Source organism: Streptomyces sp. NPDC001933, assembly GCF_042890955.1.
Lineage (GTDB): Bacteria > Actinomycetota > Actinomycetes > Streptomycetales > Streptomycetaceae > Streptomyces.
Genome location: NZ_JBIASS010000013.1, coordinates 173,053 through 191,217, shown reverse-complemented (window position 1 = coordinate 191,217; position 18,165 = coordinate 173,053). Strand labels below are relative to the sequence as shown.

16 protein-coding genes and 1 riboswitch are annotated in these 18,165 nt (G+C 72.6%); of the genes, 4 read left to right on the top strand and 12 right to left on the bottom strand.

Annotated features, from left to right (window positions below; translation table 11 throughout):
* Nucleotides 1-91 precede the first annotated feature (91 nt).
* From ACFYY7_RS29030 to ACFYY7_RS29020, 3 genes are all read right to left on the bottom strand, one after another.
* Nucleotides 92-865, bottom strand: a complete 774-nt coding sequence (locus ACFYY7_RS29030) for a GNAT family N-acetyltransferase (protein WP_388665935.1) — start codon at nt 863-865, stop codon at nt 92-94.
* Nucleotides 862-1,782, bottom strand: coding sequence for an NADP-dependent oxidoreductase (locus ACFYY7_RS29025; protein WP_388665932.1), 921 nt, complete (start codon nt 1,780-1,782; stop codon nt 862-864). The genes ACFYY7_RS29030 and ACFYY7_RS29025 overlap by 4 nt, the downstream gene beginning before the upstream one ends.
* Before the next feature lie 157 nt (nt 1,783-1,939).
* Entirely contained in the window at nt 1,940-2,686 is a 747-nt protein-coding gene (locus ACFYY7_RS29020; protein WP_388665929.1) for a hypothetical protein, read from the bottom strand.
* Nucleotides 2,687-2,905: 219 nt separating this feature from the next.
* Here ACFYY7_RS29020 and ACFYY7_RS29015 point away from each other — a divergent pair, with 219 nt between their 5' ends.
* The 3 genes from ACFYY7_RS29015 (at nt 2,906) to ACFYY7_RS29005 (ending at nt 6,539) form a co-directional block, all read left to right on the top strand.
* The gene (locus ACFYY7_RS29015; RefSeq protein WP_388665926.1) at nt 2,906-3,472 is read left to right on the top strand and encodes a hypothetical protein; all 567 of its coding nucleotides are present in this window, start codon (nt 2,906-2,908) and stop codon (nt 3,470-3,472) included.
* A gap of 362 nt (nt 3,473-3,834) precedes the next feature.
* Nucleotides 3,835-4,746: a SigB/SigF/SigG family RNA polymerase sigma factor gene (locus ACFYY7_RS29010; protein WP_388665923.1), complete on the top strand. Its 912-nt coding sequence runs from the start codon at nt 3,835-3,837 to the stop codon at nt 4,744-4,746.
* A 521-nt stretch (nt 4,747-5,267) separates the two neighbouring features.
* Nucleotides 5,268-6,539, top strand: coding sequence for a sulfite oxidase (locus tag ACFYY7_RS29005; RefSeq protein WP_388665921.1), 1,272 nt, complete (start codon nt 5,268-5,270; stop codon nt 6,537-6,539).
* 46 nt (nt 6,540-6,585) lie between these two features.
* Here the strand turns inward: ACFYY7_RS29005 and ACFYY7_RS29000 are convergent, their stop codons facing one another.
* From ACFYY7_RS29000 to ACFYY7_RS28990, 3 genes are all read right to left on the bottom strand, one after another.
* Entirely contained in the window at nt 6,586-7,494 is a 909-nt protein-coding gene (locus ACFYY7_RS29000) for an NAD(P)-dependent oxidoreductase (RefSeq protein ID WP_388665918.1), read from the bottom strand.
* Nucleotides 7,495-7,549: 55 nt separating this feature from the next.
* Nucleotides 7,550-8,134 (bottom strand): adenosylcobinamide amidohydrolase, encoded by a 585-nt coding sequence (locus ACFYY7_RS28995; protein ID WP_388665915.1) that lies wholly within the window; start codon nt 8,132-8,134, stop codon nt 7,550-7,552.
* A 172-nt stretch (nt 8,135-8,306) separates the two neighbouring features.
* Nucleotides 8,307-9,542, bottom strand: a complete 1,236-nt coding sequence (locus tag ACFYY7_RS28990) for a cytochrome P450 (protein WP_388665912.1) — start codon at nt 9,540-9,542, stop codon at nt 8,307-8,309.
* Nucleotides 9,543-10,009: 467 nt separating this feature from the next.
* Here ACFYY7_RS28990 and ACFYY7_RS28985 point away from each other — a divergent pair, with 467 nt between their 5' ends.
* Nucleotides 10,010-11,071 carry a PRC and DUF2382 domain-containing protein gene (locus ACFYY7_RS28985; protein ID WP_388665909.1) on the top strand — a complete coding sequence of 354 codons (1,062 nt, stop codon included), beginning with the start codon at nt 10,010-10,012 and terminating at the stop codon, nt 11,069-11,071.
* A 183-nt stretch (nt 11,072-11,254) separates the two neighbouring features.
* Here ACFYY7_RS28985 and ACFYY7_RS28980 read toward each other — a convergent pair whose 3' ends face one another.
* The 6 genes from ACFYY7_RS28980 to ACFYY7_RS28955 form a co-directional block, all read right to left on the bottom strand.
* Nucleotides 11,255-12,052, bottom strand: a complete 798-nt coding sequence (locus ACFYY7_RS28980) for an ABC transporter ATP-binding protein (protein ID WP_388665906.1) — start codon at nt 12,050-12,052, stop codon at nt 11,255-11,257.
* Nucleotides 12,049-13,140: a FecCD family ABC transporter permease gene (locus ACFYY7_RS28975; RefSeq protein ID WP_388665903.1), complete on the bottom strand. Its 1,092-nt coding sequence runs from the start codon at nt 13,138-13,140 to the stop codon at nt 12,049-12,051. Before ACFYY7_RS28975 ends, ACFYY7_RS28980 begins: the two co-directional genes overlap by 4 nt.
* Complete coding sequence (locus ACFYY7_RS28970) at nt 13,137-14,204, bottom strand: ABC transporter substrate-binding protein (protein ID WP_388665901.1); 1,068 nt, start codon at nt 14,202-14,204, stop codon at nt 13,137-13,139. The genes ACFYY7_RS28975 and ACFYY7_RS28970 overlap by 4 nt, the downstream gene beginning before the upstream one ends.
* Before the next feature lie 35 nt (nt 14,205-14,239).
* A riboswitch (cobalamin riboswitch) is annotated at nt 14,240-14,428 on the bottom strand.
* Between the two features lie 112 nt (nt 14,429-14,540).
* Nucleotides 14,541-15,764 (bottom strand): beta-ketoacyl-[acyl-carrier-protein] synthase family protein, encoded by a 1,224-nt coding sequence (locus ACFYY7_RS28965; RefSeq protein ID WP_388665898.1) that lies wholly within the window; start codon nt 15,762-15,764, stop codon nt 14,541-14,543.
* Complete coding sequence (locus tag ACFYY7_RS28960) at nt 15,761-16,039, bottom strand: acyl carrier protein (RefSeq protein WP_351256238.1); 279 nt, start codon at nt 16,037-16,039, stop codon at nt 15,761-15,763. The genes ACFYY7_RS28965 and ACFYY7_RS28960 overlap by 4 nt, the downstream gene beginning before the upstream one ends.
* A 260-nt stretch (nt 16,040-16,299) precedes the next feature.
* Nucleotides 16,300-18,156, bottom strand: coding sequence for an acyl-CoA dehydrogenase (locus ACFYY7_RS28955; RefSeq protein ID WP_388665895.1), 1,857 nt, complete (start codon nt 18,154-18,156; stop codon nt 16,300-16,302).
* Between the last annotated feature and the right edge of the window lie 9 nt (nt 18,157-18,165).

The following is an 18,165-nucleotide window of genomic DNA, read 5'->3' as shown; positions in this document are numbered from 1 at the left end:
GGCCTCTCGGGCAGCGCCGAAGGTCCCGACCTGGGCGGCCGCCAGTGCCCTTCGGCCCGGAGCCGCCGGGCCGAAGGTCCCGCACCGTGGCTCAGCGCGCGGCTGCCGCGCGGGCCTCACGCTCGCTGCGGACGCCGCCCGGACCCGGCAGGCGGGCCGGCGGCCGCTGCGGTGCGAGCGCCGAGAGGAAGGACGTCCGGCGGCGGAGCACGAATCCCAGGGATTCGTAGAGCCGGACGGCATTGGTGTTGGAGGAGGCGGCGTGCAGGAACGGCGTCTCACCGCGCTGCCTGATCTCGTGGGTGACGGCACGCACCAGCCCGGTGCCGAGTCCCTGGCCGCGTACGGACTCGTCCGTGCAGACGGCGCTGATCTCGGACCAGCCCGGCAGGTGCAGCCGTTCCCCGGCCATCGCGACGAGCACGCCGTCGCGCCGCACCCCGAGGTACGTGCCGAGCTCGACGGTGCGGGGCAGGAACGGTCCCGGCCGGGTGCGCTCGACCAGTTCGAGCATCTCGGGCACATCGGCGGGTCCGAGCCGTACGGCCCCGGAGAAGGGCGCCGTCTCGACCCCGGCGTCGACGAGCTGGACGCCGTCGGCCCGGAAGACGGTCTCCCAGTCGTCCGGCGGGGGCTCGCGGAAGGCCGTGATGGTGACGGCGCCACCGGGCCCGACGAGCGCCGCCGCGTCGTCCCAGTCCTCGGCCGTCGGGGTGTCCGGGATCGCGGCCCACGGGGCCACGTCCGGCCGGTACCGCAGGATGCGGCCGCGGCGCTCGGCGAAATGGGCGTGCGGGCCGGTCAGCGCGGCGTGGACCGGGCTGTCCAGCGGGTGCGGCCTGCCGACGGCGTCCGGCGTGCTCACGCGACCACCTCGATCACGATCTTGCCGAGGGTGTGGCCGCTCTCCACGGCCCGCAGCGCGTCTCCCGCCCCGGCGAGCGGGAAGGCCCGGTTCACATGGGGACGCAGGGCGCCATCGACGACGAGGTCCGCCACCTCGTCGAGGACCGCCGCGGTGCGGGCCCGTTCTACGGCCGCACCGCCGAGCTCCGCGGCCAGCGGCTTGTCCCCGGCGCTGATCAGCGCCGTCGGGTCCCCGAGCAGTGTGGCCGCGGCCCGCAGGGTGTCGCCGCCGACCAGGTCGAAGACCGCGTTCACACCGTCGGGGGCCGCCGCCCGTACCCGGTCCGCGAGCCCGGGGCCGGATTCGACGTGCACCGCGCCGAGTGACTCGACGAACTTCTTCTTGGCCGCACCGGCGACGCCGACGACCTGGATGCCCGCGTGCCGGGCGATCTGCACCGCCGCGGCGCCCACCCCGCCCCCGGCGCCGGTGACCAGCAGGGCCGAGCCGGGGGCGAGGCCGAGCTGGCGCACACCGTCGTACGCGGTGGCCGCCGCGACCGGCAGTACCGCCGCGTCGGTGAACGACAGCCCGGCCGGCTTGTGCGCGGTCACGGCGACGGGCAGCAGCGTGTACTCGGCGTACCCGCCGGTCACCGGGTTGCCGAAGACCTCGTCCCCGATCGCGAACCCTTCGACGTCCGGGCCGACGCCCTCGACGACCCCGGCGGCCTCGCTACCGAACACGGTGGGGAAGGGCTGCAGCTCGCTGCCGGGCCTGATGTACCCCGTGCGCAGCTTCCAGTCGACCGGGTTGACCCCGGCCGCCCGAACCGCGACGAGCAGCTCACCCGGGCCGGGCACCGGCACGTCCTGCTCGATGAGGGCCTCCACCTCCGGTCCGCCGTGGCGGGTGAACACGTAAGCCTTGGGCATGAGCTCCCTCTCTCCTGCTGCACGGCACCGGCGGCCGGGTGGCCGCCGGTCTCACAGCAGCAGGAATGCGCTGGTCCGGGCAACGTATTCCCCGGGGCGGAGCGCGTTCATCGGGCCGCAACGATCCTGAATCGTTCACGGGTCGGTGATTCCGAGGTCAGCTCCTGAGGCTCTTCATCAGGTCGCGCATGTCGCTGATCATCGCCGACCGGTACGGGGAGAGATCGGAGATGTCCGGCCCGTCATCGGACGGCGGTTCGCCCGCGTCGCTGTTGTAATTCGCGGAGGCGGAGAGACCCAGCGAGAGGACCGCGCCGCCCTCTCGCACCCGCAGTTCCGCGTAGCCGTCGTCCTGCGTCAGCACGTACGCGCTGTCGCCGAGGTTCGGAACCTTCTCGACCTTCGTGCCGGCATCAGGACCGGAATCGCTCACCCCGCGCATCGCCTCGAATTCGGCTGCGGGGTCGGACTTCTTGTGCAGTGCCACGGTGATCGCGACGGAGTAGTCGGTGTACCAACGACTACTGATCGGCTTCTTCGCGGCCAGTGGACGAAGGGGGATGAAGCACTTCACCCGGTCCAGGACCGGATCGTTCAGGAGCTCCGGTGCGAGCACCGAGGTGTCCTCCTTCGGTGCGAGCGCCGCGCCCAGTGCCTTCAGCTGCGCGGTCGGGCACGGGTTCGCGTCCAGCCGGTAACCGTGCATGTCCGGCTTCCGGTCACCGACCGGATGCAGGTACAACGCGCCCGCCCACACGGCCGAAGCCACCGCGGCTCCGCTCACCGCCCACCACCACGGGCGGCGCGGCCGGGGTTCCCGGGCGCGGTTCCGGTCGAACTCGCCCACCACCTCGCCCGTCCCGACCGCACCGAACTCGTCCACCATCTCCGGCTCGGAAATCACCTGTGCCCCCCTCGGCAGAGCCATCCGTCCACCACATGATGGCCCACAGGACCGCAGCGGGACGCGAGAGGGCTGCGGGAGCGGTTCGCCGTCTGTTCGGACGCGCCGTCCGACCGCATCCGCGGACCTGCGAAGATGTCGCGGCCCCACTGCTGCGCGTCGCCTGGGGCCGGGCTTCGGGTGACAGTGGACGCGCGATGCGCGGGCGGGGGGAAACAGATGAGCGCGTCGGGCGCCGTGATGCGTCGTGGGCTGCTGTTCGGCATCCGGGCCGGGGCGATTCCGGCCGGGATCTGCGCGGTGCTGTGGGCTGCGATCGCACTGGCGGGGCTGTCCGGGGAGCCGCTGGACAGCACCTTCGAGAAGCCCGTGGCAGGACTCGTGGCCGTGCTGGGTTCCCTCGCCGTGGGGGCGGCACTGGGCCTGGTGACGGGCGCCGTACTGGCGGCCGCGCCTTCACGCCTGCTCGGTTCCGCCCTCGTGCGTGGCCTGGTCTGCTTCGTGGTGGGGACCGCGTCGGCCGCCGGTGAGGTGGTGGTGATGGATGTGTCGTCCGAAGGCGGTTACGGGCCCGTCATCGTGGCCGTGCTGGCGATGCCGGTGGTGGGGGCCGTCACTGCGGCGCGCAGCCGGCCGATCGCGGCCCCACGCCTCGGTGGCGGGGCCGTCGTCGGGGGCGCGGATGCGGGTACGGGCTCGGGCCGGGGTACGAGTTCGAATCCGGGTCGAGGTACGGGTTCGGGTGCGGGCCGAGGTGCGGGTTCGGGCTCCGGTTCGGTGCGATGAAGCCGTCTCCTGGTCGAAGTTGCCGTCTTTCTCCCGAACTTCCGACATCGGCATCGGAACACCGTCGATTTCGACTCAACTACCGCTGGATATGCGCCGGTCGGTCCTCATTGCCCCTCGGCTGTGGCAGTCTGGACAGCGACCGCCCCACCGGGCTCCCCCGTACCGGTGGGGCGGTTCCGCTTTTCTCGCGGGCCCGGTCCGTGTGGGTGCCGGAACATGACGGGGAATCACGGGAAGCACGGCGAATCCCGGCCATTCGCTGCCGTGTGACGTGATCGACTTCCGCAGTCGCGCATGGGAATTCCCTCCTGGGGCAGGCGCATCAACCTCATGGGATACGACCTGGGGAGCGTGACGGGATGACGGCGCACACTGCGCGGACCGCCGGTACCAAGAAGGCGGAGGGCCCTGGCCCGACACCGGCGGACGTGCCGGCCGGGGACCTCGGTGGGCTGCCGTGGATCGAGGACGCGGGAAAGGTCGCCCCTTGCGACGCGCGCGAACTGTCCAGGCTGTTCTTCGGCCGTCTCCAGGCCCTGGAGGAGGGAACCCCCACCCACCAGTACGCGCGCAACACCCTCATCGAGATGAACCTCTCCCTCGTGCGGTTCGCCGCGGGACGGTTCCGCAACCGGGGCGGCGGTGGCGACATGGAGGACATCGTCCAGGTCGGCACCATCGGGCTGATCAAGGCCATCGACCGGTTCGAGCTCTCCCGCGAGGTCGAGTTCACCTCCTTCGCGGTCCCGTACATCACCGGGGAGATCAAACGATTCTTCCGTGACACCACCTGGGCCGTACATGTCCCGCGCCGGCTCCAGGAGTTGCGGGTCGACATCGCCAGGACCAAGGAGTCGCTCGTCACGGAGCTCGACCGCGACCCCACCGTCCCGGAGCTCGCCGAACAGCTGGGGCTGAGCGAGGACGAGGTCACCGAGGGCATCGTGGCCGCCAACGGGTACGCGGCGGGTTCGCTGGACATGCCGGCCGATCCGTCGGAAGCGGGGCGGCGCCATGCCCCGGGGCGCACCTTCGCCGATGTCCTGGGCGGTCCGGATCCCGCCCTGGAGACAGTCGAGAATCTGCACGCGCTCGCGCCACTGCTGGGCTGTCTCGACGAACGCGAGCGTCGCATCATCGACATGCGTTTCGGCCAGGAGATGACCCAGGCCCGGATCGGCGCGGAACTCGGCATCTCCCAGATGCATGTGTCGCGACTGATCAGCAGAATCCTGCGGAAGCTCCGCAACGGGATGCTCGTCGAGGAGTGACCCCGGACGTCACTGCCCGTGGCCGTCGCCGTGCGGGATCACCGGGCGGAGCCGTCGGCGCATGCCGGTGCGTCGCGGCGGCTCTGGCCGTACGTTGCGGCCGAATGAATTCCGCTGCCGGCACAGGGCCGCTCGGCCCCGTCCCCACCGGCCTGCGTACCACTGGGCGAGAAACGCCCGTGCCCAGGTCGGAGGCGGTTCGGCGGCGGAATCGAGGGGCGGGGTGCGGTGATGCCGCCCGTTCCGCGCGGCCGTGGCGGCCACGGTGCCCGTACGGAAGCGCGGTTGACGCCGGCGGGAGCCGCTGACACGCTCACCGCCATGCCCGCGACTTCGGCCCTCGTCTCGCGGCGCCACGTCGATCCGGGACGCCTCGCGTCCTCCGCGTGTCGTCGCAACTCCTGCCGTGCACCGCTCCGTTGAACAGCAGCTGAGCCGCAGCGGCGATTGCCCGGGGCCGCTGACGCCCCGTCGTCGTCCGGCCGTCCGCTCGTCCTCGCTCTCCTCCCCCGGAGTTGCCCATGAGATCCGTTCCGCCGTCCGAGGCCGCCTACGACGGGCTGCGCCTGCGTCAGTGGTCACGAGGTGCCGCGCGGTCCGCCGGGATCGACCGGCGGGATCTGCTGAGGCTGCTGGCGGCCGCTTCGGCGGCCGGGCCCCTGGCCGGGCTCGCCGCTCCCGCGTACGCGGCGCCCGCCGCCGGTGCGCCGTCCGCGCCCGGGATCGTGAAACCGCTGCCGCCCGAGGTGTTCACCGTGCGCGGCACCAACGCCGAGACGAACTTCGCGGCGCTGCGCCGGACCGGGCTGCTCACCCCGGCGGACCGCTTCTTCGTACGCAATCACACCGTCACCCCGCGGATCGACGCGGCGGCCTGGAGGCTGACCGTGTGGGGCAGTGGGCTGACGGGCCCCGCCGTGGAGTTCACGTACGACGAGCTGCGTGCCCTGCCCGCGGTCACCCGCACCGCGTTCGTCGAGTGCGCGGGCAACGCCCGGAGCTTCTACGCGACCCAGCAGAACCAGCAGGTGAGCGGCACCGCCTGGACCCTGGGCGCGATCGGGACGGCCCGCTGGCGCGGGGCGCGGCTCTCCGATGTGCTGCGGCGGGCCGGCATCGGCCGGGACGCGGTCGATGTGCTGCCGCGCGGCCTGGACGACGAGGTGGTCGGCGACGGGATCCGGCTGGGGCGGGTGCGCAGACCGCTGCCGGTGGCGAAGGCTCTGGACGACGTGCTGCTCGCGTACGAGATGAACGGCCGGCCGCTGCCGCCCGACCACGGCCATCCGGTGCGGCTGATCGTGCCGTCCTGGGTGGGCATCGCCAACATCAAGTGGGTCGGTGACATCGAGGTGAGCGCGGAGCCCCTGGTCTCGCCCTGGAACACCGGGCTCTACCGGCTGTTCGGCGCCGGGTATCCGCCGGAGGGCAGCGCGCCGCTGACCCGGCAGACGCTGAAGAGCGCGTTCGAGGTGGCGCCGGGGGCGTCGTTCCCGGTGGGCCGTCGCCAGGTGCTGACGGGGCGCTCGTGGTCGGGCGGAGCACCCGTGCGCACGGTCGAGGTCAGCACCGACGGGGGTGTCCGGTGGCGGCGCGCCCGCCTGCGTGACCAGCCGAGGAGCGGGAGCTGGGTCCGCTGGTCGGCCGACTGGGTGCCGGGGGCCCCGGGGCCGGCCGTCCTGCTGGCGCGGGCGACGGACCGGACGGGCCGTACCCAGCCCGAGGCCGCCGTCCACAACACACAGGGCTACCTCTTCGATGCCGTGGTCCGGCACGAGGTGCGGGTCGTCTGACGGCTCCGGGGAGCGGCGCCGCCCGTGCAGCCCGTCGTGGGGCGGCTCAGTCGCTGTCCCGCTCCTCGGCCCGGCCCGCGTAGTAGGTGGCGATCAGGTCCTCGCCGCCGTGTCCCGCCTCCTCGGCCCGTACGAAACGGTCGGCCGACGCCGCGACGAGGTCCAGCCGCACCCCCGACGCCTGCGCCGCGTCCAGGATGAGGCGGGTGTCCTTGAGCGCGGTGGACAGGGTGAAGCTCGGGGTGAGGTCGCCGGAGAGCACGGCGGCGGACTTGCCCTGCAGATAGGCGGAGTCCAGCGGGCCGCCCTTCATGACGTCGAGGAACGTCTGCGGGTCGATGCCCAGCCCTTCCGCGAGGTTGAGGCATTCCGCGATGTTGTTGACCATGGTGAGCACCCAGGTGTTGACCACGAGCTTCAGCCGTGAGGCCGCTCCCGGGGCCTCGCCGACCCAGACCGTACGCTGCCCGATCGCGTCCAGCACCGGGTCGACCGCGGCACGGGCGGCGGACGGGCCGGCGACGAAGACCGTCAACGCCCCTTGTTCCGCGGGCTGTTTGGTACCGGAGACCGGCGCGTCGAGATATACCAGGCCCAGGTCGGCGGCGCGCCGGGCGAGATCGACGGTGGCGTCGAGCCCGACCGTCGAGCTCTGGAGCAGGATCTGGCCCTCGTGCACTCCCCCGGACGCGGCGGCGAGCGCGGCGGCGACGGAGGGGCCGTCGCTGAGCATGGTGACGACGACATCCGCGCCGCGTACGGCTTCCTCGGCCGTCTCCGTGACCACGGCGCCGTCGGCGGCGAGCGGGGCGGCCCTGAACTGCGTACGGTTCCAGGCGCGGACGTCGAGTCCGGCCCGCAGCAGACTCCGGGCCATTCCCGAACCCATGATTCCGGTGCCGAGGACGGCGACGACCGGCCGTCCCCCGGTGGCGTCCGCAGTGCTCGATGTCATGAGGGGGCTCCCTTCGTCGGCCGGGCCCGGGGTCGGCTCGCGGCGCTGTGGATTCTCAGGATTGCCGCAGTGCGCCTTCGAGGACGGCAGCGTGCACCGCCCTGGCGAGTCGCGCGCCCCACAGGGAGCGCGGCCCCGCGAAGGGTTCGGCGGGGGCGGGTCCCGGGGTGGGGGCGGCGATGCAGACGGCGTCCGTGGGGGTGCCCGAGCAGTCCAGGCCCGCGTCCAGGAGAGCCTGGACCTTGGCCTCGGTGGCGGTGGCGACGGCGTTGACGAGTGCGGCGTCGGAGAGCGGCACAGGGAGCGTGACGACGATGTTGATCGTGCCCGGTCGCGGCGGCCCTTCTGTGCCCTCTGCCGGGGCGGCGGCCCAGCCGCGTACGCCGAGTCCGCAGGTGGCGGTCGCGGTCACGCCCTCTTGGGCCGCGACCGTGTACGCGGTGACGTCGGCGGCAGTCATCAGCCCGGCGCCGGGTCCGGTGAGGTGTTCGGCGGCGGCGATCTCGGCGAGGTGCCGGTCGGGGTCCAGACGCGGGTAGCCGCCGGGCACCTGGGCGTTGAGTATCCAGTCGCGCGGGCCGATGCCGCCGCCGAGCACGGCGCTGCCGCACACCCGCCACCCCGGCCCGAGCCGCCACACCAGGTGGTGCAGTTGTTCACCGTCCTCCTGCCGGGCCAGCAGTTCGCCGCGCTGTTCGGGCAGCCGGATGCGTACGGAACTGATGGGGCACCCCCGGTGGCGCGGCAGGAAGACGGTCGGTTCTTGGCCCGTCGATCATATGTGCCGACGTGAATGCGCCGGGGTTCCGGCTCTACGGGCGGAGCCGCACGGGGAGCCGTCCCGTACTGTTGCCGACGAAGCCCGGGTGGCGGGGCAGCTCGGTCTCCGGGACGGCGAGTTCCAGTTCCGGGAAGCGGCCGAACAGCTGCTCCAGCGCGATGGCGGCCTCCATGCGGGCGAGAGGCGCCCCGAGGCAGTAGTGCGGGCCGTGGCCGAGCGAGAGGTGCCGGGCGGCGGTCCGGCGGGCGGGCCTGGTCACATCGAAGCGGTCGGCGTCGGGTCCGTGCGCGGCCTTGTCCCGTCCGGCCGCGGAGTAGCCGGCGAGCACGGGGGTGCCCTGCGGAATGACGGTGCCGTCGAGGGTGAGGTCCCGGGTCAGGTAGCGGAACGGGAAGTAGCTGACCGGGCTGTCCCAGCGCAGCGTCTCCTCCACCACGTCCGCCCAGCCCGCCCGCCCGGTTGTGACGAGCCGGAGCTGTTCGGGATGGGTGCACAGCGCCCGTACGGCGTTGGTGATGAGGTTCAGCGTGGTCTCGTGCCCCGCGATGATCAACAGAAGCAGGGTGCCGATGAGTTCGTGCTGTCCGAGCCGGCCGCCGCCCTCGTCGCGGGCGGCGATCAGCGCGCTGGTCAGGTCGGCGCCGGGCCGCTCGGCACGGGCGGCGGCGACCGCTCCGAGCAGGGCCACCAGCTCCCGGTTGGCGGCCATCGCTTCCTCCGGGCCGGTATCGGTCGCGACCACCCGGCCGGACAGGTGGTGCAGCCGGTCCTGGTGCTCGGCCTCGACGCCGAGCAGCTCGCAGATGACGCCCATCGGCAGCGGCAGGGCGAACCGGGAGCGCAGATCCACCGTTCCGTCGCCCTCGGCGGCGGAACGGTCGACGCGGTCGAGCAGTTCCGCGGTCACCGTCGCGATGCGGGGCCGCAGTTCTTCCACCCGCCGTGCGGTGAACGCGTTGGTGACCAGTGAGCGCAGCCGTCGGTGGTCGTCGCCGTCCGCGGTGGTCATGCCCTGCACGGTGGCGAAGGTCCTGAGCGGCCAGCCGTCCGGGATGCGCCCCTCGGCGAGTTCGGTGAAGTGGTGGGCGCCCTTGGCCACGTCGGGGTGTGCGAGGAATTCCCGGAGCGCGTCGTGCCCGAGCACCACCGCCCCGGCCACGTCGCCGGGGAGCACGACGGATGCCACGGTCCCCCGGGCCAGCAGCATGGCGTTGTCCTCGTGCGGGCAGCCGCCGGCCGGGTCCAGGCGGTGCGGGGTGCCTGTCATCGAGGTCTCCAGACGCTGGTGGGCCGGTGGCCGTGGCCGACGGGCGAGGTGGGTGGCAGCCTGTTCGAACGGTGCCGATCCTACGGTCGGCGGCACCGGCGGGAGGGCGGGTTGCCGGAGTTCACAACGCCTTCCGCACGACGAGGAGTTGGTGCGGGTACCGCTCGGTGACGACTCCCTCCTCGCCGGTCGCCGATCATGCTCCCGGTACGACCGTGCAGGCCGTGCCGCGCGTCGGGGACCGCCCGGCCGCACCTTCCGCCCGCTTCACCCGAATGGCCTAATCCGTGGACGGGGTGCCCACCGCCGTGGCAGGCGGTCACCGCCCAACCGCCGAGCATGCGGCAGGCGGCCGTTGCGGACCGGGCGGTTGCAGCGTCCATCCGGGTGAGGCGCGATGGAAGGCGGACGCGCCTCCTCTGATGGCTTCAAGCCACAGGACGCGCCCGGACGAGGAGGAATCGGTCATGGCAGCCGCTGACGGTTTCACGGATTCCGGAGAGCTCGACGGCCTGACGGTGTACGACACCGACGGCGAGAAGGTCGGCAGTGTGGGCCGGGTGTACGTCGACGACAACACCGGCCGACCGGACTGGATAACGGTGAAGACCGGCCTGTTCGGCATGAAGGAGAGTTTCGTTCCGCTTGCCGGAGCCCGCCGCGTCGGATCCGATCTGCACATCTCGCACCCGAAGGACCGCGTCAAGGACGCTCCCCGGGTGGACGCGGACGCGCATCTGTCCGTGGCGGAGGAGGAAGAGCTCTACAAGCACTACGGCCTCGCCAGGAACACCACCGCGAAGCTCGGCGACCGGCCGGGCACGGGCAACACGACGGTGTCCGGGACGGGCACCACGGCCATGGGAGCGGCGGGAGCCGCCGGGGCGGCCGGGGCCATGGGCGCGGCCGGCGCCGGACGCACCACCGGGTCCGACAAGTCGGCCATGACCGGCACCACCGCCTCCGGTACGGGCACGGCCCGGACCACCTCGTCCGGCATGGCCGGCGCCGGTTCCGGTCCGGGCCAGGGCGGGCACCGCGGCACCGGGGCGGCCGGCACCTCGCGTCCCCTCGTCGGCGCCGGGGCGGGCTCCGAACGGTCCGCCGCCGACCTGGGCGGCAAGGAGGAGATGATCCGCTCCGAGGAGCAACTCCACGTCGGCACCGAGGAGTACGAGAGCGGAAAGGCCCGGCTGCACAAGTACGTCGTCACCGAGAACGTCACCAGGACCGTGCCGGTGACGCACGAAGAGGTGCGCCTGATCCGTGAACCCCTCCAGCCCGGCGAGAAGACGGCGGAACGGGCCGCGATCCGCGAGCAGGACGTCGAGGTAACCCTGCACGCGGAACGTCCGACCACACGCAAGGAGACCGTGCCCGTCGAGCGGGTGCGGATGGAGACCAAGAAGGTGACCGAGCAGAAGGAGGTCTCCGCCGAACTCCGCAAGGAGCAGATCGACTACGCGGACGGCTCCGACATCGGCGGCAAGGACACGGGCGGCGAATTCGGCCGGGGGCGCCGCCGCTGACCCCGTACCGCACACCGCGGTGAACGGCCGCACCCGGACAGCTCTCAGGGCGGACCCGCGCAGTGCCGGGGTCCGCCCGACCGCGTTCGAGGCAGCCGCCCGCTCTCGTGGCACCCGACCGCTCTTCAGGCACCCAACGGCTTTCGTGGCACCCGATCGCTCCCGTGGTGCCCGCGCCGGACGCTACGTCCCCGCAGGCCGCCCCGGCAGGAAGCGCACCGAGGGCCGTCCGTCCGGGCCTTCCGGCGTGACGCGGGCGGCGACCCGGTACACGTCGGCGATCAGCTCCTCGGTGATCACTTCCGTGGGGGTACCGGCGGCCACCACCCGCCCCTGCTTCAGTACCGCGATCCGGTCGCAGAACATCGCGGCCAGGTTGAGGTCGTGCAGCGCGATCACACCGGTCAGCGGCAGCGAGGCGATCAACGCGAGGAGTTCCAGCTGGTGCTGGATGTCGAGGTGGTTCGTCGGCTCGTCGAGCAGCAGCTCGCGCGGCTGCTGGGCCAGCGCACGCGCGATCTGGACGCGCTGGCGCTCGCCCCCGGACAGGGTGTGCCAGGACTGGTCGGCGCGGTTGGCCAGGCCGGTCCGCGCGAGTGCTTCGCGTACCGCCTCGTCGTCCGCCCGGTCCGGCGCCGACCAGGCCCTGCGGTGCGGGATGCGCCCGAGCCGTACCACGTCGAGCACGCTCAGCTCGACCTGGGTGACGGCATGCTGGTCGACCACCGCGACCCGCCGGGCGACGGTGCGGCGGCCGATATCGGCGAGCCGCAGTCCGTCGAGGGTGACCATGCCGGTCTCCGGGGCGAGGACTCCCGCCAGCACGCGCAGCAGGGTCGACTTGCCGGAACCGTTCGGTCCGATCAGCCCCACCGTGGCGCCCGGCTGCGGGGCGAGGTCGACCCCGTCGAGTATGAGGCGGCCGCCTGCCGCCCGGCTGACCCGTTCGGCACGCAGCCCGGCGGCCGCCGCGTCCGTCATGTGGTCCGCCGGGTGCGGTACAGGACCAGGACGAACGCGGGCACACCGATCAGCGCGGTGACCACGCCCACGGGCACCTCCTGCGGGTCGAGGACCGTCCTGGCGAGGGTGTCGACCCAGACCAGGAACACGGCCCCGGCCAGCGCCGTGACCGGCAGCAGCCGCCGGTGCCCGGAACCGGCGAGGGCACGGGCGGCGTGCGGCAGTACCAGACCGACGAAACCGATGGCGCCGGCCGAGCTGACGAGTGCGGCGGTCAGCAGCGCGGTCGTGCACAGCAGCACGATCCGGGTACGCGCGACATGGACGCCGAGCGTGGCGGCGGCGTCCTGCCCGAACGCGAAGGCGTCGAGCGTACGGGCATGGCCCAGGCAGATCAGCAGGGTCACGGCGAGAACGGCGGCGCAGACCCACACATCGGTCCAGCCGACCCCGCTGAGCGAGCCGAGCAGCCAGAACAGCACCCCGCGGGTCTGCTCGGCGTCGGCGGCGGTCATCACGACGAAGGAGGTGAGCGCGGAGAACAACTGCATGGCCGCGACACCGGAGAGCACCACCCGGTCGGTGGTGCCGCCCAGGGTGTGGCTGAGCAGCAGCACGAGGGCGAACGAGCCGAGCGCCCCGACGAACGCGCCGGCCGAGATCGACACCGCTCCCCCGCCGACACCGAGGACGACGACCACGACCGCGCCGGTGGACGCGCCGGAGGAGACACCGAGGACGAACGGGTCGGCGAGCGGGTTGCGCAGCAGCGACTGCATGACGGTGCCGCACACCGCGAGCCCGGCGCCGCACACCGCGGCCAGCAGGGTGCGCGGCATGCGCAGGTTCCAGATGATGCCGTCCCGGATCGGGGAGAGCTGTGACCGCCCCCAGCCGAGGTGGGCGGCGACCGCGGACCAGACGTCGGCCACCGAGATGCGGGCGGGTCCGATGGTGACGGCGACCGCGACGGAGCCGACGAGCAACGCGATGCCGCCGGCCCACAGGGCCCCGCCGCGCAGCCGCCGTACGCGACTCGTGGTGCGCGCCGACGCGGTGGGGGCCGCCGGAGCGGCCACCGCCGTGCCGGGTTCGGTCGGCGTCACCCCGCGAGCCCGAACCGGCGCAGCCCGGCGGCGACGCGTTCGACGCCCTCGACCGTGCGGATGGACGGGTTCATGGACTGGCCGCTGAGCAGGACGTACCGCTTGTGCCTGACGGCGTCCATGTTCTTCGTGACGGGGTTGGACTCCAGGAACTCGATCTTCTTCGCGGCGCTCTCGGCGGTCTGGGCCCTGCGGGTCAGGTCGCCGATGACCAGGACGTCGGGGTTGCGGTCGGCGACGGTCTCCCAGCTGATCTGGGGCCATTCCTCGTGGGTGTCGTCGAAGACGTTCTTCGCGCCGAGCGCTTCGGTGATGACGCCGGGTGCTCCGCAGCAGCCGGCCAGGTACGGGGCCTTGGAGTCGGAGAACCAGTACAGGAGGGTGGTGCCGGAGGCGTCGATGCCCTCGGTCGCCTTCTTCACCCGGTCCCGCAGCCGCGCCACGAGCGCGTCGCCGCGCTCCGGTACGCCGAACACCCGGGCCAGGTCGTGCACTTCGCCGTAGACGCTCTCCATGGTGAGCGGCGCGGTACGGGCTCCGTCGCCGCCGCCGCTGTTGTCCTTGCCGGTGCAGTCGGCGGGCGAGACATAGGTGGGCACGCCGAGCGATTCGAACTGTTCGCGGGGGGCGACGCCGCCCTTGGCGAGGGTCGATGCGAACGAGGCGCTGACGAAGTCGGGTTCCCGGTCGAGGACCTTCTCCGAGGACGGCCGGTTGTCCGAGATCCTGGGTACCTGGGCGTTGGCCTTCTCCAGGCCCTTCATCACCGGGTCGGTCCAGGTGGCGGTGGCGGCCATCCTGTCGGCGAGACCGAGGGAGAGCAGAATCTCGGCCGATCCCTGGTCCACCGGTACGGCGCGGCGCGGCGCGGCCTCGACGGTGACGGTGCGTCCGCAGTTCTTCAGCGTCACCGGATATCCGTCCGCGGGGCCCGGTTTCGCGCCGGGTTCACCGGCTCCGCCTCCGCAGGCGGTCAGCAGGACGAGTCCCGCCGAGAACAGGGCGATGGTGCGGACGGAGCTGGCTATGGACGTCACGGAGTCCCTCTGCGTCTCTGGGCCCATGCGCGGAGCCCGTTGTACGGAGTCCCGCGGTCCGGCACCGGACCGCGGATGCCAGCAGGTCTTCGGACTCGGGTTCTTTCGGACGGGGCGCCTTCCCGGGCACCCGAGGGTGGTCCCAGTGGCCGTGGCCCCGCCCGTCCCCCTCACCGCTGCGCGTCAGTTCCGGATTCGCACCGGATTCCCTGACCCCTACGTGGAGTTTGACTGGCCCCGGCAAGCTATCACGTGCCTCTGTGCAGGTCACGGGCGGTTGTGCGGCTCACGGGCAGTGGTGGCCGGTGGTACGCCGGGCCGTCTTCCCGTCGCACCACCTGCCTGCTGCCTGCGGAACGGTCCTCAGGGACGCTGAAGGGCGATGACGGCGTTGTGGCCGCCGAATCCGAAGGAATGGCTGACGGCGCGCCTGATGGGCCGCCGCAGAGGTTGCTTGGTGACGCAGTCGATGTCGAACTCGGGCGCCGGGGCGTCCAGGTTGGCGATCGGAGGTACGACTCCGCGCTGGAGCGTGAGGACGGTCAGTCCGGCCTCGATCGCTCCGGCCGCCCCCATGCAGTGCCCCAGTACGCCCTTGGGTGCGGTGACGGGTGGCCGGTGCGGGTAGACCCGGGCGATGAGGGCGGCCTCGACGGCGTCGTTGACCGGGGTGGCCGTGCCGTGCGCGTTGACGTGCTCGACGTCCTCGGCCGCCCAGCCCGCGTCGCGCAGTGCGGCCTCCACCGCTGCCTGGGCGACCCTGCCGGAGGGGCGCGGGCTGATGGGGTGGTGGGCGTCGGTGGTGGCGCCGGTGCCTGCGAGCAGCGCCCGTGGGGCCGCGTCCCGGGCCCGCGCGTCGTCCGTCCGTTCCAGCACCATGACGGCCGCGCCCTCGCCCATGACCAGGCCGGCCCGGTCGGCGGCGAAGGGCCGGCACAGTCCGGCCGGGTCGCCGTCCCGCCGGGCCCCGGCTCCGGACCTGGCGAACGCGGCCATGGCGGCCGGGTAGACGATCGACTCGGTGGCTCCGGCGATCGCGATGTCGCACTGCCCGGTGACCAGCAGGTCGCGGGCGACGGACAGCGCGGTGGCGCCGGACGAGCAGGCGGTGCACGGCGCCATGCTGGGGCCGGTGGCCCGCAGCTGGATCGCGATCTCGGCGGCGGGCATGTTCGGGATGGTGAGCAGGATGCCCGACGGCGAGGTGGCCCCGGCGCCGAGCCGGTCGAGCACGACGGCCTGCTCGGTCAGCGAGGCGGAACCGCCGCTGCTGGTGCCGACGACCACCGCGACCCGGCTGCCCTCCCACCGGGCCGGGTCGAGCCCGGCGTCGGCGACCGCCTCCCGGGCGGCGAGCACGGCGAGTTTCACGTACTTCCCCATGCGGAAGGACGCCCGGCCGCCGATCGCGGCGTCCAGGTCGATGCCGTCGACCATGCAGGCGAAGTCGATCGCGCAGCCTTCGAGTTCGGCGACGGTACGGGCCGGTGACACTCCCGCGCACACACCCTGCCAGGTGGATTCCGTGTCGTTGCCGACCGGGGTGATCATGCCCAGGCCGGTGACGGCGACGGCCGGCCTGTTCATCGGGCGTTGCTCATCGCTGCCCCGCCGCCCACCCGCGCGCCGCTGCCGTCCGCCGCGTCGATGAACCGTGTGATGTCGGCCAGCGTGGCGTTCTTGGGGAACTGGTCGAAGTCCCGGTCGCCGCCGGCCGTCTCCCTGATGAGGACGGCGAACTCGGCGACGGCGAGGGAGTCCATCTCCAGGCTGTCCATCGTGGAGCCCGGGTGGATCTCCGCTGCGGGGACTTTGAAGGTGTGTGTCAGAACCTCGGTGATCTTGGGGTGAATCGCGCTCATCAGCTTTCTCTCCATCATTCGGTCCGGCTGTCGGGGCCGGCGGTGAAACCGCCCCGACGCCGAATCAACTAGGAGGAATGCCTCCAGTTACGCCTTGTGCCGAACCGATTCGCCACCGACCTCCCCGCGCTCCCCGCACCACCGGGCCAGGACGGACGCCGTACCCCAGAAAGCCAGCAGGACAACGCGTACCCCGAGGACCCCGGCCGCCTCTCTGATCCGACGACTCCGCACAGCTGTTCCCTTCATCGTCATGGTCCTCACCGCTCGTCCCGAGCCGCTTCCAGGCCCCCGCCGTTCTGCCAGAAAGCTCCCGGATCGTCGTAGGCGTCCACGTAGTCGGCTCCGGCGATCGGCCAGTCGGCGAGCAGTTGTGGCGGCAGCGCGAAGGACTCGACGAGTTCGGGCAGATGGGCGGCGACCGTGGTGATGAGCTCCTCCACCCTGTCCGGCAGGCGGTTGACCTGGTCGGCGGTCAGCAGCCCCGTGGCCAGCAGATCACCGGCGTTGCGGGCGATCCGGTCCAGCGCGAAGAGCCGCTGCAGCTCGCCGAGCCGGTCTCGGGCGGGTCCCTCGGGCAGCGCGGCCACCGCCTCCGCGTACGCCTCGGCCGCCTGCCGCTGGGCGTGTGCCTCGACGCCGCGCAGCGCGGGCCCGGACGCCGCGTTCCACCGCGCCAGCGGGTCGCCGTGCGGTGCGAGGCCGATCCGCTCCCGGGCCCGGCCGAACCAGATCCGCTCCAGCTCCGCGAGCAGCCCGCCGAGGAACCCGGGGTCGTCGAGATCACCGGGGCCGCCGCCGGAGGAAGAGCCGGGACCGGCCGGTGCGGCGGCGAAGAGCATTTCCGCCGCCGCCTTGGCGTGGATGGCCAGATTGTCGCCCTCGGCGGTGATGGCGCCCTCCACCCCGGTGAGGAGTTCACTCATGCCGTTGTGCTCCAGGAGTGCCTGGGCACCGCAGCGTTCCCGGGATTCCACGATCACGGACCTGGCCTGCCAGGTGATCCATCCCTTGGCGACGGCGACCAGCCGCTCGGCCTCCTCCCTTCGCTCGCCGCGTTCCCAGCGGTCCAGGGCCCTGCGGTGCAGCAGGCTCATCGCGAAGACGGTGGCCATGGCCGAGGCGAGCGGTCCGTGGTGACTGCGGTGGGCGATCACCGGCACCCGGTTCGAGCCCCGGGGGCCCGAGATGTACCGGTGGCCGCCGTAGCGGACGGCGACGGCGAGCGTCGCGCGCGCACAGCCGACAGCGCAGGCCGTCATCGAGATCTTGCCGGAGGTGACCCGCCCGATCGACGCGAGGAAGCGGCGCCTGCGGTTGTCGAGGGCGCTGCTGAACTCCCCGTCCGCACCGATCCGTCCGTGGTCCCCGTCGAGCAGCGCGGCACGGCCCACGAAGACCCGGTCGAAGGAGGTCAGGCAGTGGTCCACCGGGCTGCCCGTGCGGGTGGGGAGCGTGCGGACGCGTACCCCGGGCAGGGCCTGTTCGGCGTCGGTGAGATGCACGAGGAAGAGGAAGACCCCGTGGTCGGCGCCGTCGACGAGCAGGCGGGCGGCCACCAGCCCGGTCTTGGGACCGCCGGCCGGGCTGGTGTTGGGCATGAATTTCTGCGCACCGGCGTGCGGTGTGCGCAGCACGAAGCCGTCGCGCTCGCGGTCGTACTCGGCCGTGGTCTCGACGGCCGCGGCATCGTTGCCGTGTGCCACCTCCGTACAGAGGAAGGTGCCGATGCGCCGAAGCCGCAGGAAGTCCGACAGGTCGCGGTGGCCGTCGCCCCCGTGGTCGAGGAGGCTGCCGAGAAAGAGGTTGTAGTGGATGCCCGCCACCGTGGTGAGTGCCGGGTCCACCGGGCCGAGCCATTCGTGCAGCGCCGCGAGGGCGCGGGGGTCGGCGGCCAGCCGGGCGCCGCTGTCCAGGCAGTCGTTGAGGACGCGCAGCCGCTCGTACACGAGAGCCAGGCGCTCCTCGGCGGTTCGGCGGTCCGGGCGGCGGAAGGGCTCGGTGCTGATCAGCCGCTGCCAGAAGCCGTGCTCCCGGCGGAAGTTGCCGCCGAGGAGCACACCGGTGAGGAGCTCCGTGGATCGTTGTGCGGAGGGGCTGTCGATCGTTGCGGTCATGGAAAATAA

Bases quoted from the DNA above. Each gene is read 5' to 3' on its own strand.
- ACFYY7_RS29025 (WP_388665932.1), bottom strand. From the start codon at position 1,782: ATGCCCAAGGCTTACGTGTTCACCCGCCACGGCGGACCGGAGGTGGAG.
- ACFYY7_RS29015 (WP_388665926.1), top strand. From the start codon at position 2,906: ATGAGCGCGTCGGGCGCCGTGATGCGTCGTGGGCTGCTGTTCGGCATC.
- ACFYY7_RS29010 (WP_388665923.1), top strand. From the start codon at position 3,835: ATGACGGCGCACACTGCGCGGACCGCCGGTACCAAGAAGGCGGAGGGC.
- ACFYY7_RS29005 (WP_388665921.1), top strand. From the start codon at position 5,268: ATGAGATCCGTTCCGCCGTCCGAGGCCGCCTACGACGGGCTGCGCCTG.
- ACFYY7_RS29000 (WP_388665918.1), bottom strand. From the start codon at position 7,494: ATGACATCGAGCACTGCGGACGCCACCGGGGGACGGCCGGTCGTCGCC.
- ACFYY7_RS28990 (WP_388665912.1), bottom strand. From the start codon at position 9,542: ATGACAGGCACCCCGCACCGCCTGGACCCGGCCGGCGGCTGCCCGCAC.
- ACFYY7_RS28985 (WP_388665909.1), top strand. From the start codon at position 10,010: ATGGCAGCCGCTGACGGTTTCACGGATTCCGGAGAGCTCGACGGCCTG.
- ACFYY7_RS28980 (WP_388665906.1), bottom strand. From the start codon at position 12,052: ATGACGGACGCGGCGGCCGCCGGGCTGCGTGCCGAACGGGTCAGCCGG.
- ACFYY7_RS28970 (WP_388665901.1), bottom strand. From the start codon at position 14,204: ATGGGCCCAGAGACGCAGAGGGACTCCGTGACGTCCATAGCCAGCTCC.
- ACFYY7_RS28965 (WP_388665898.1), bottom strand. From the start codon at position 15,764: ATGAACAGGCCGGCCGTCGCCGTCACCGGCCTGGGCATGATCACCCCG.
- ACFYY7_RS28960 (WP_351256238.1), bottom strand. From the start codon at position 16,039: ATGAGCGCGATTCACCCCAAGATCACCGAGGTTCTGACACACACCTTC.
- ACFYY7_RS28955 (WP_388665895.1), bottom strand. From the start codon at position 18,156: ATGACCGCAACGATCGACAGCCCCTCCGCACAACGATCCACGGAGCTC.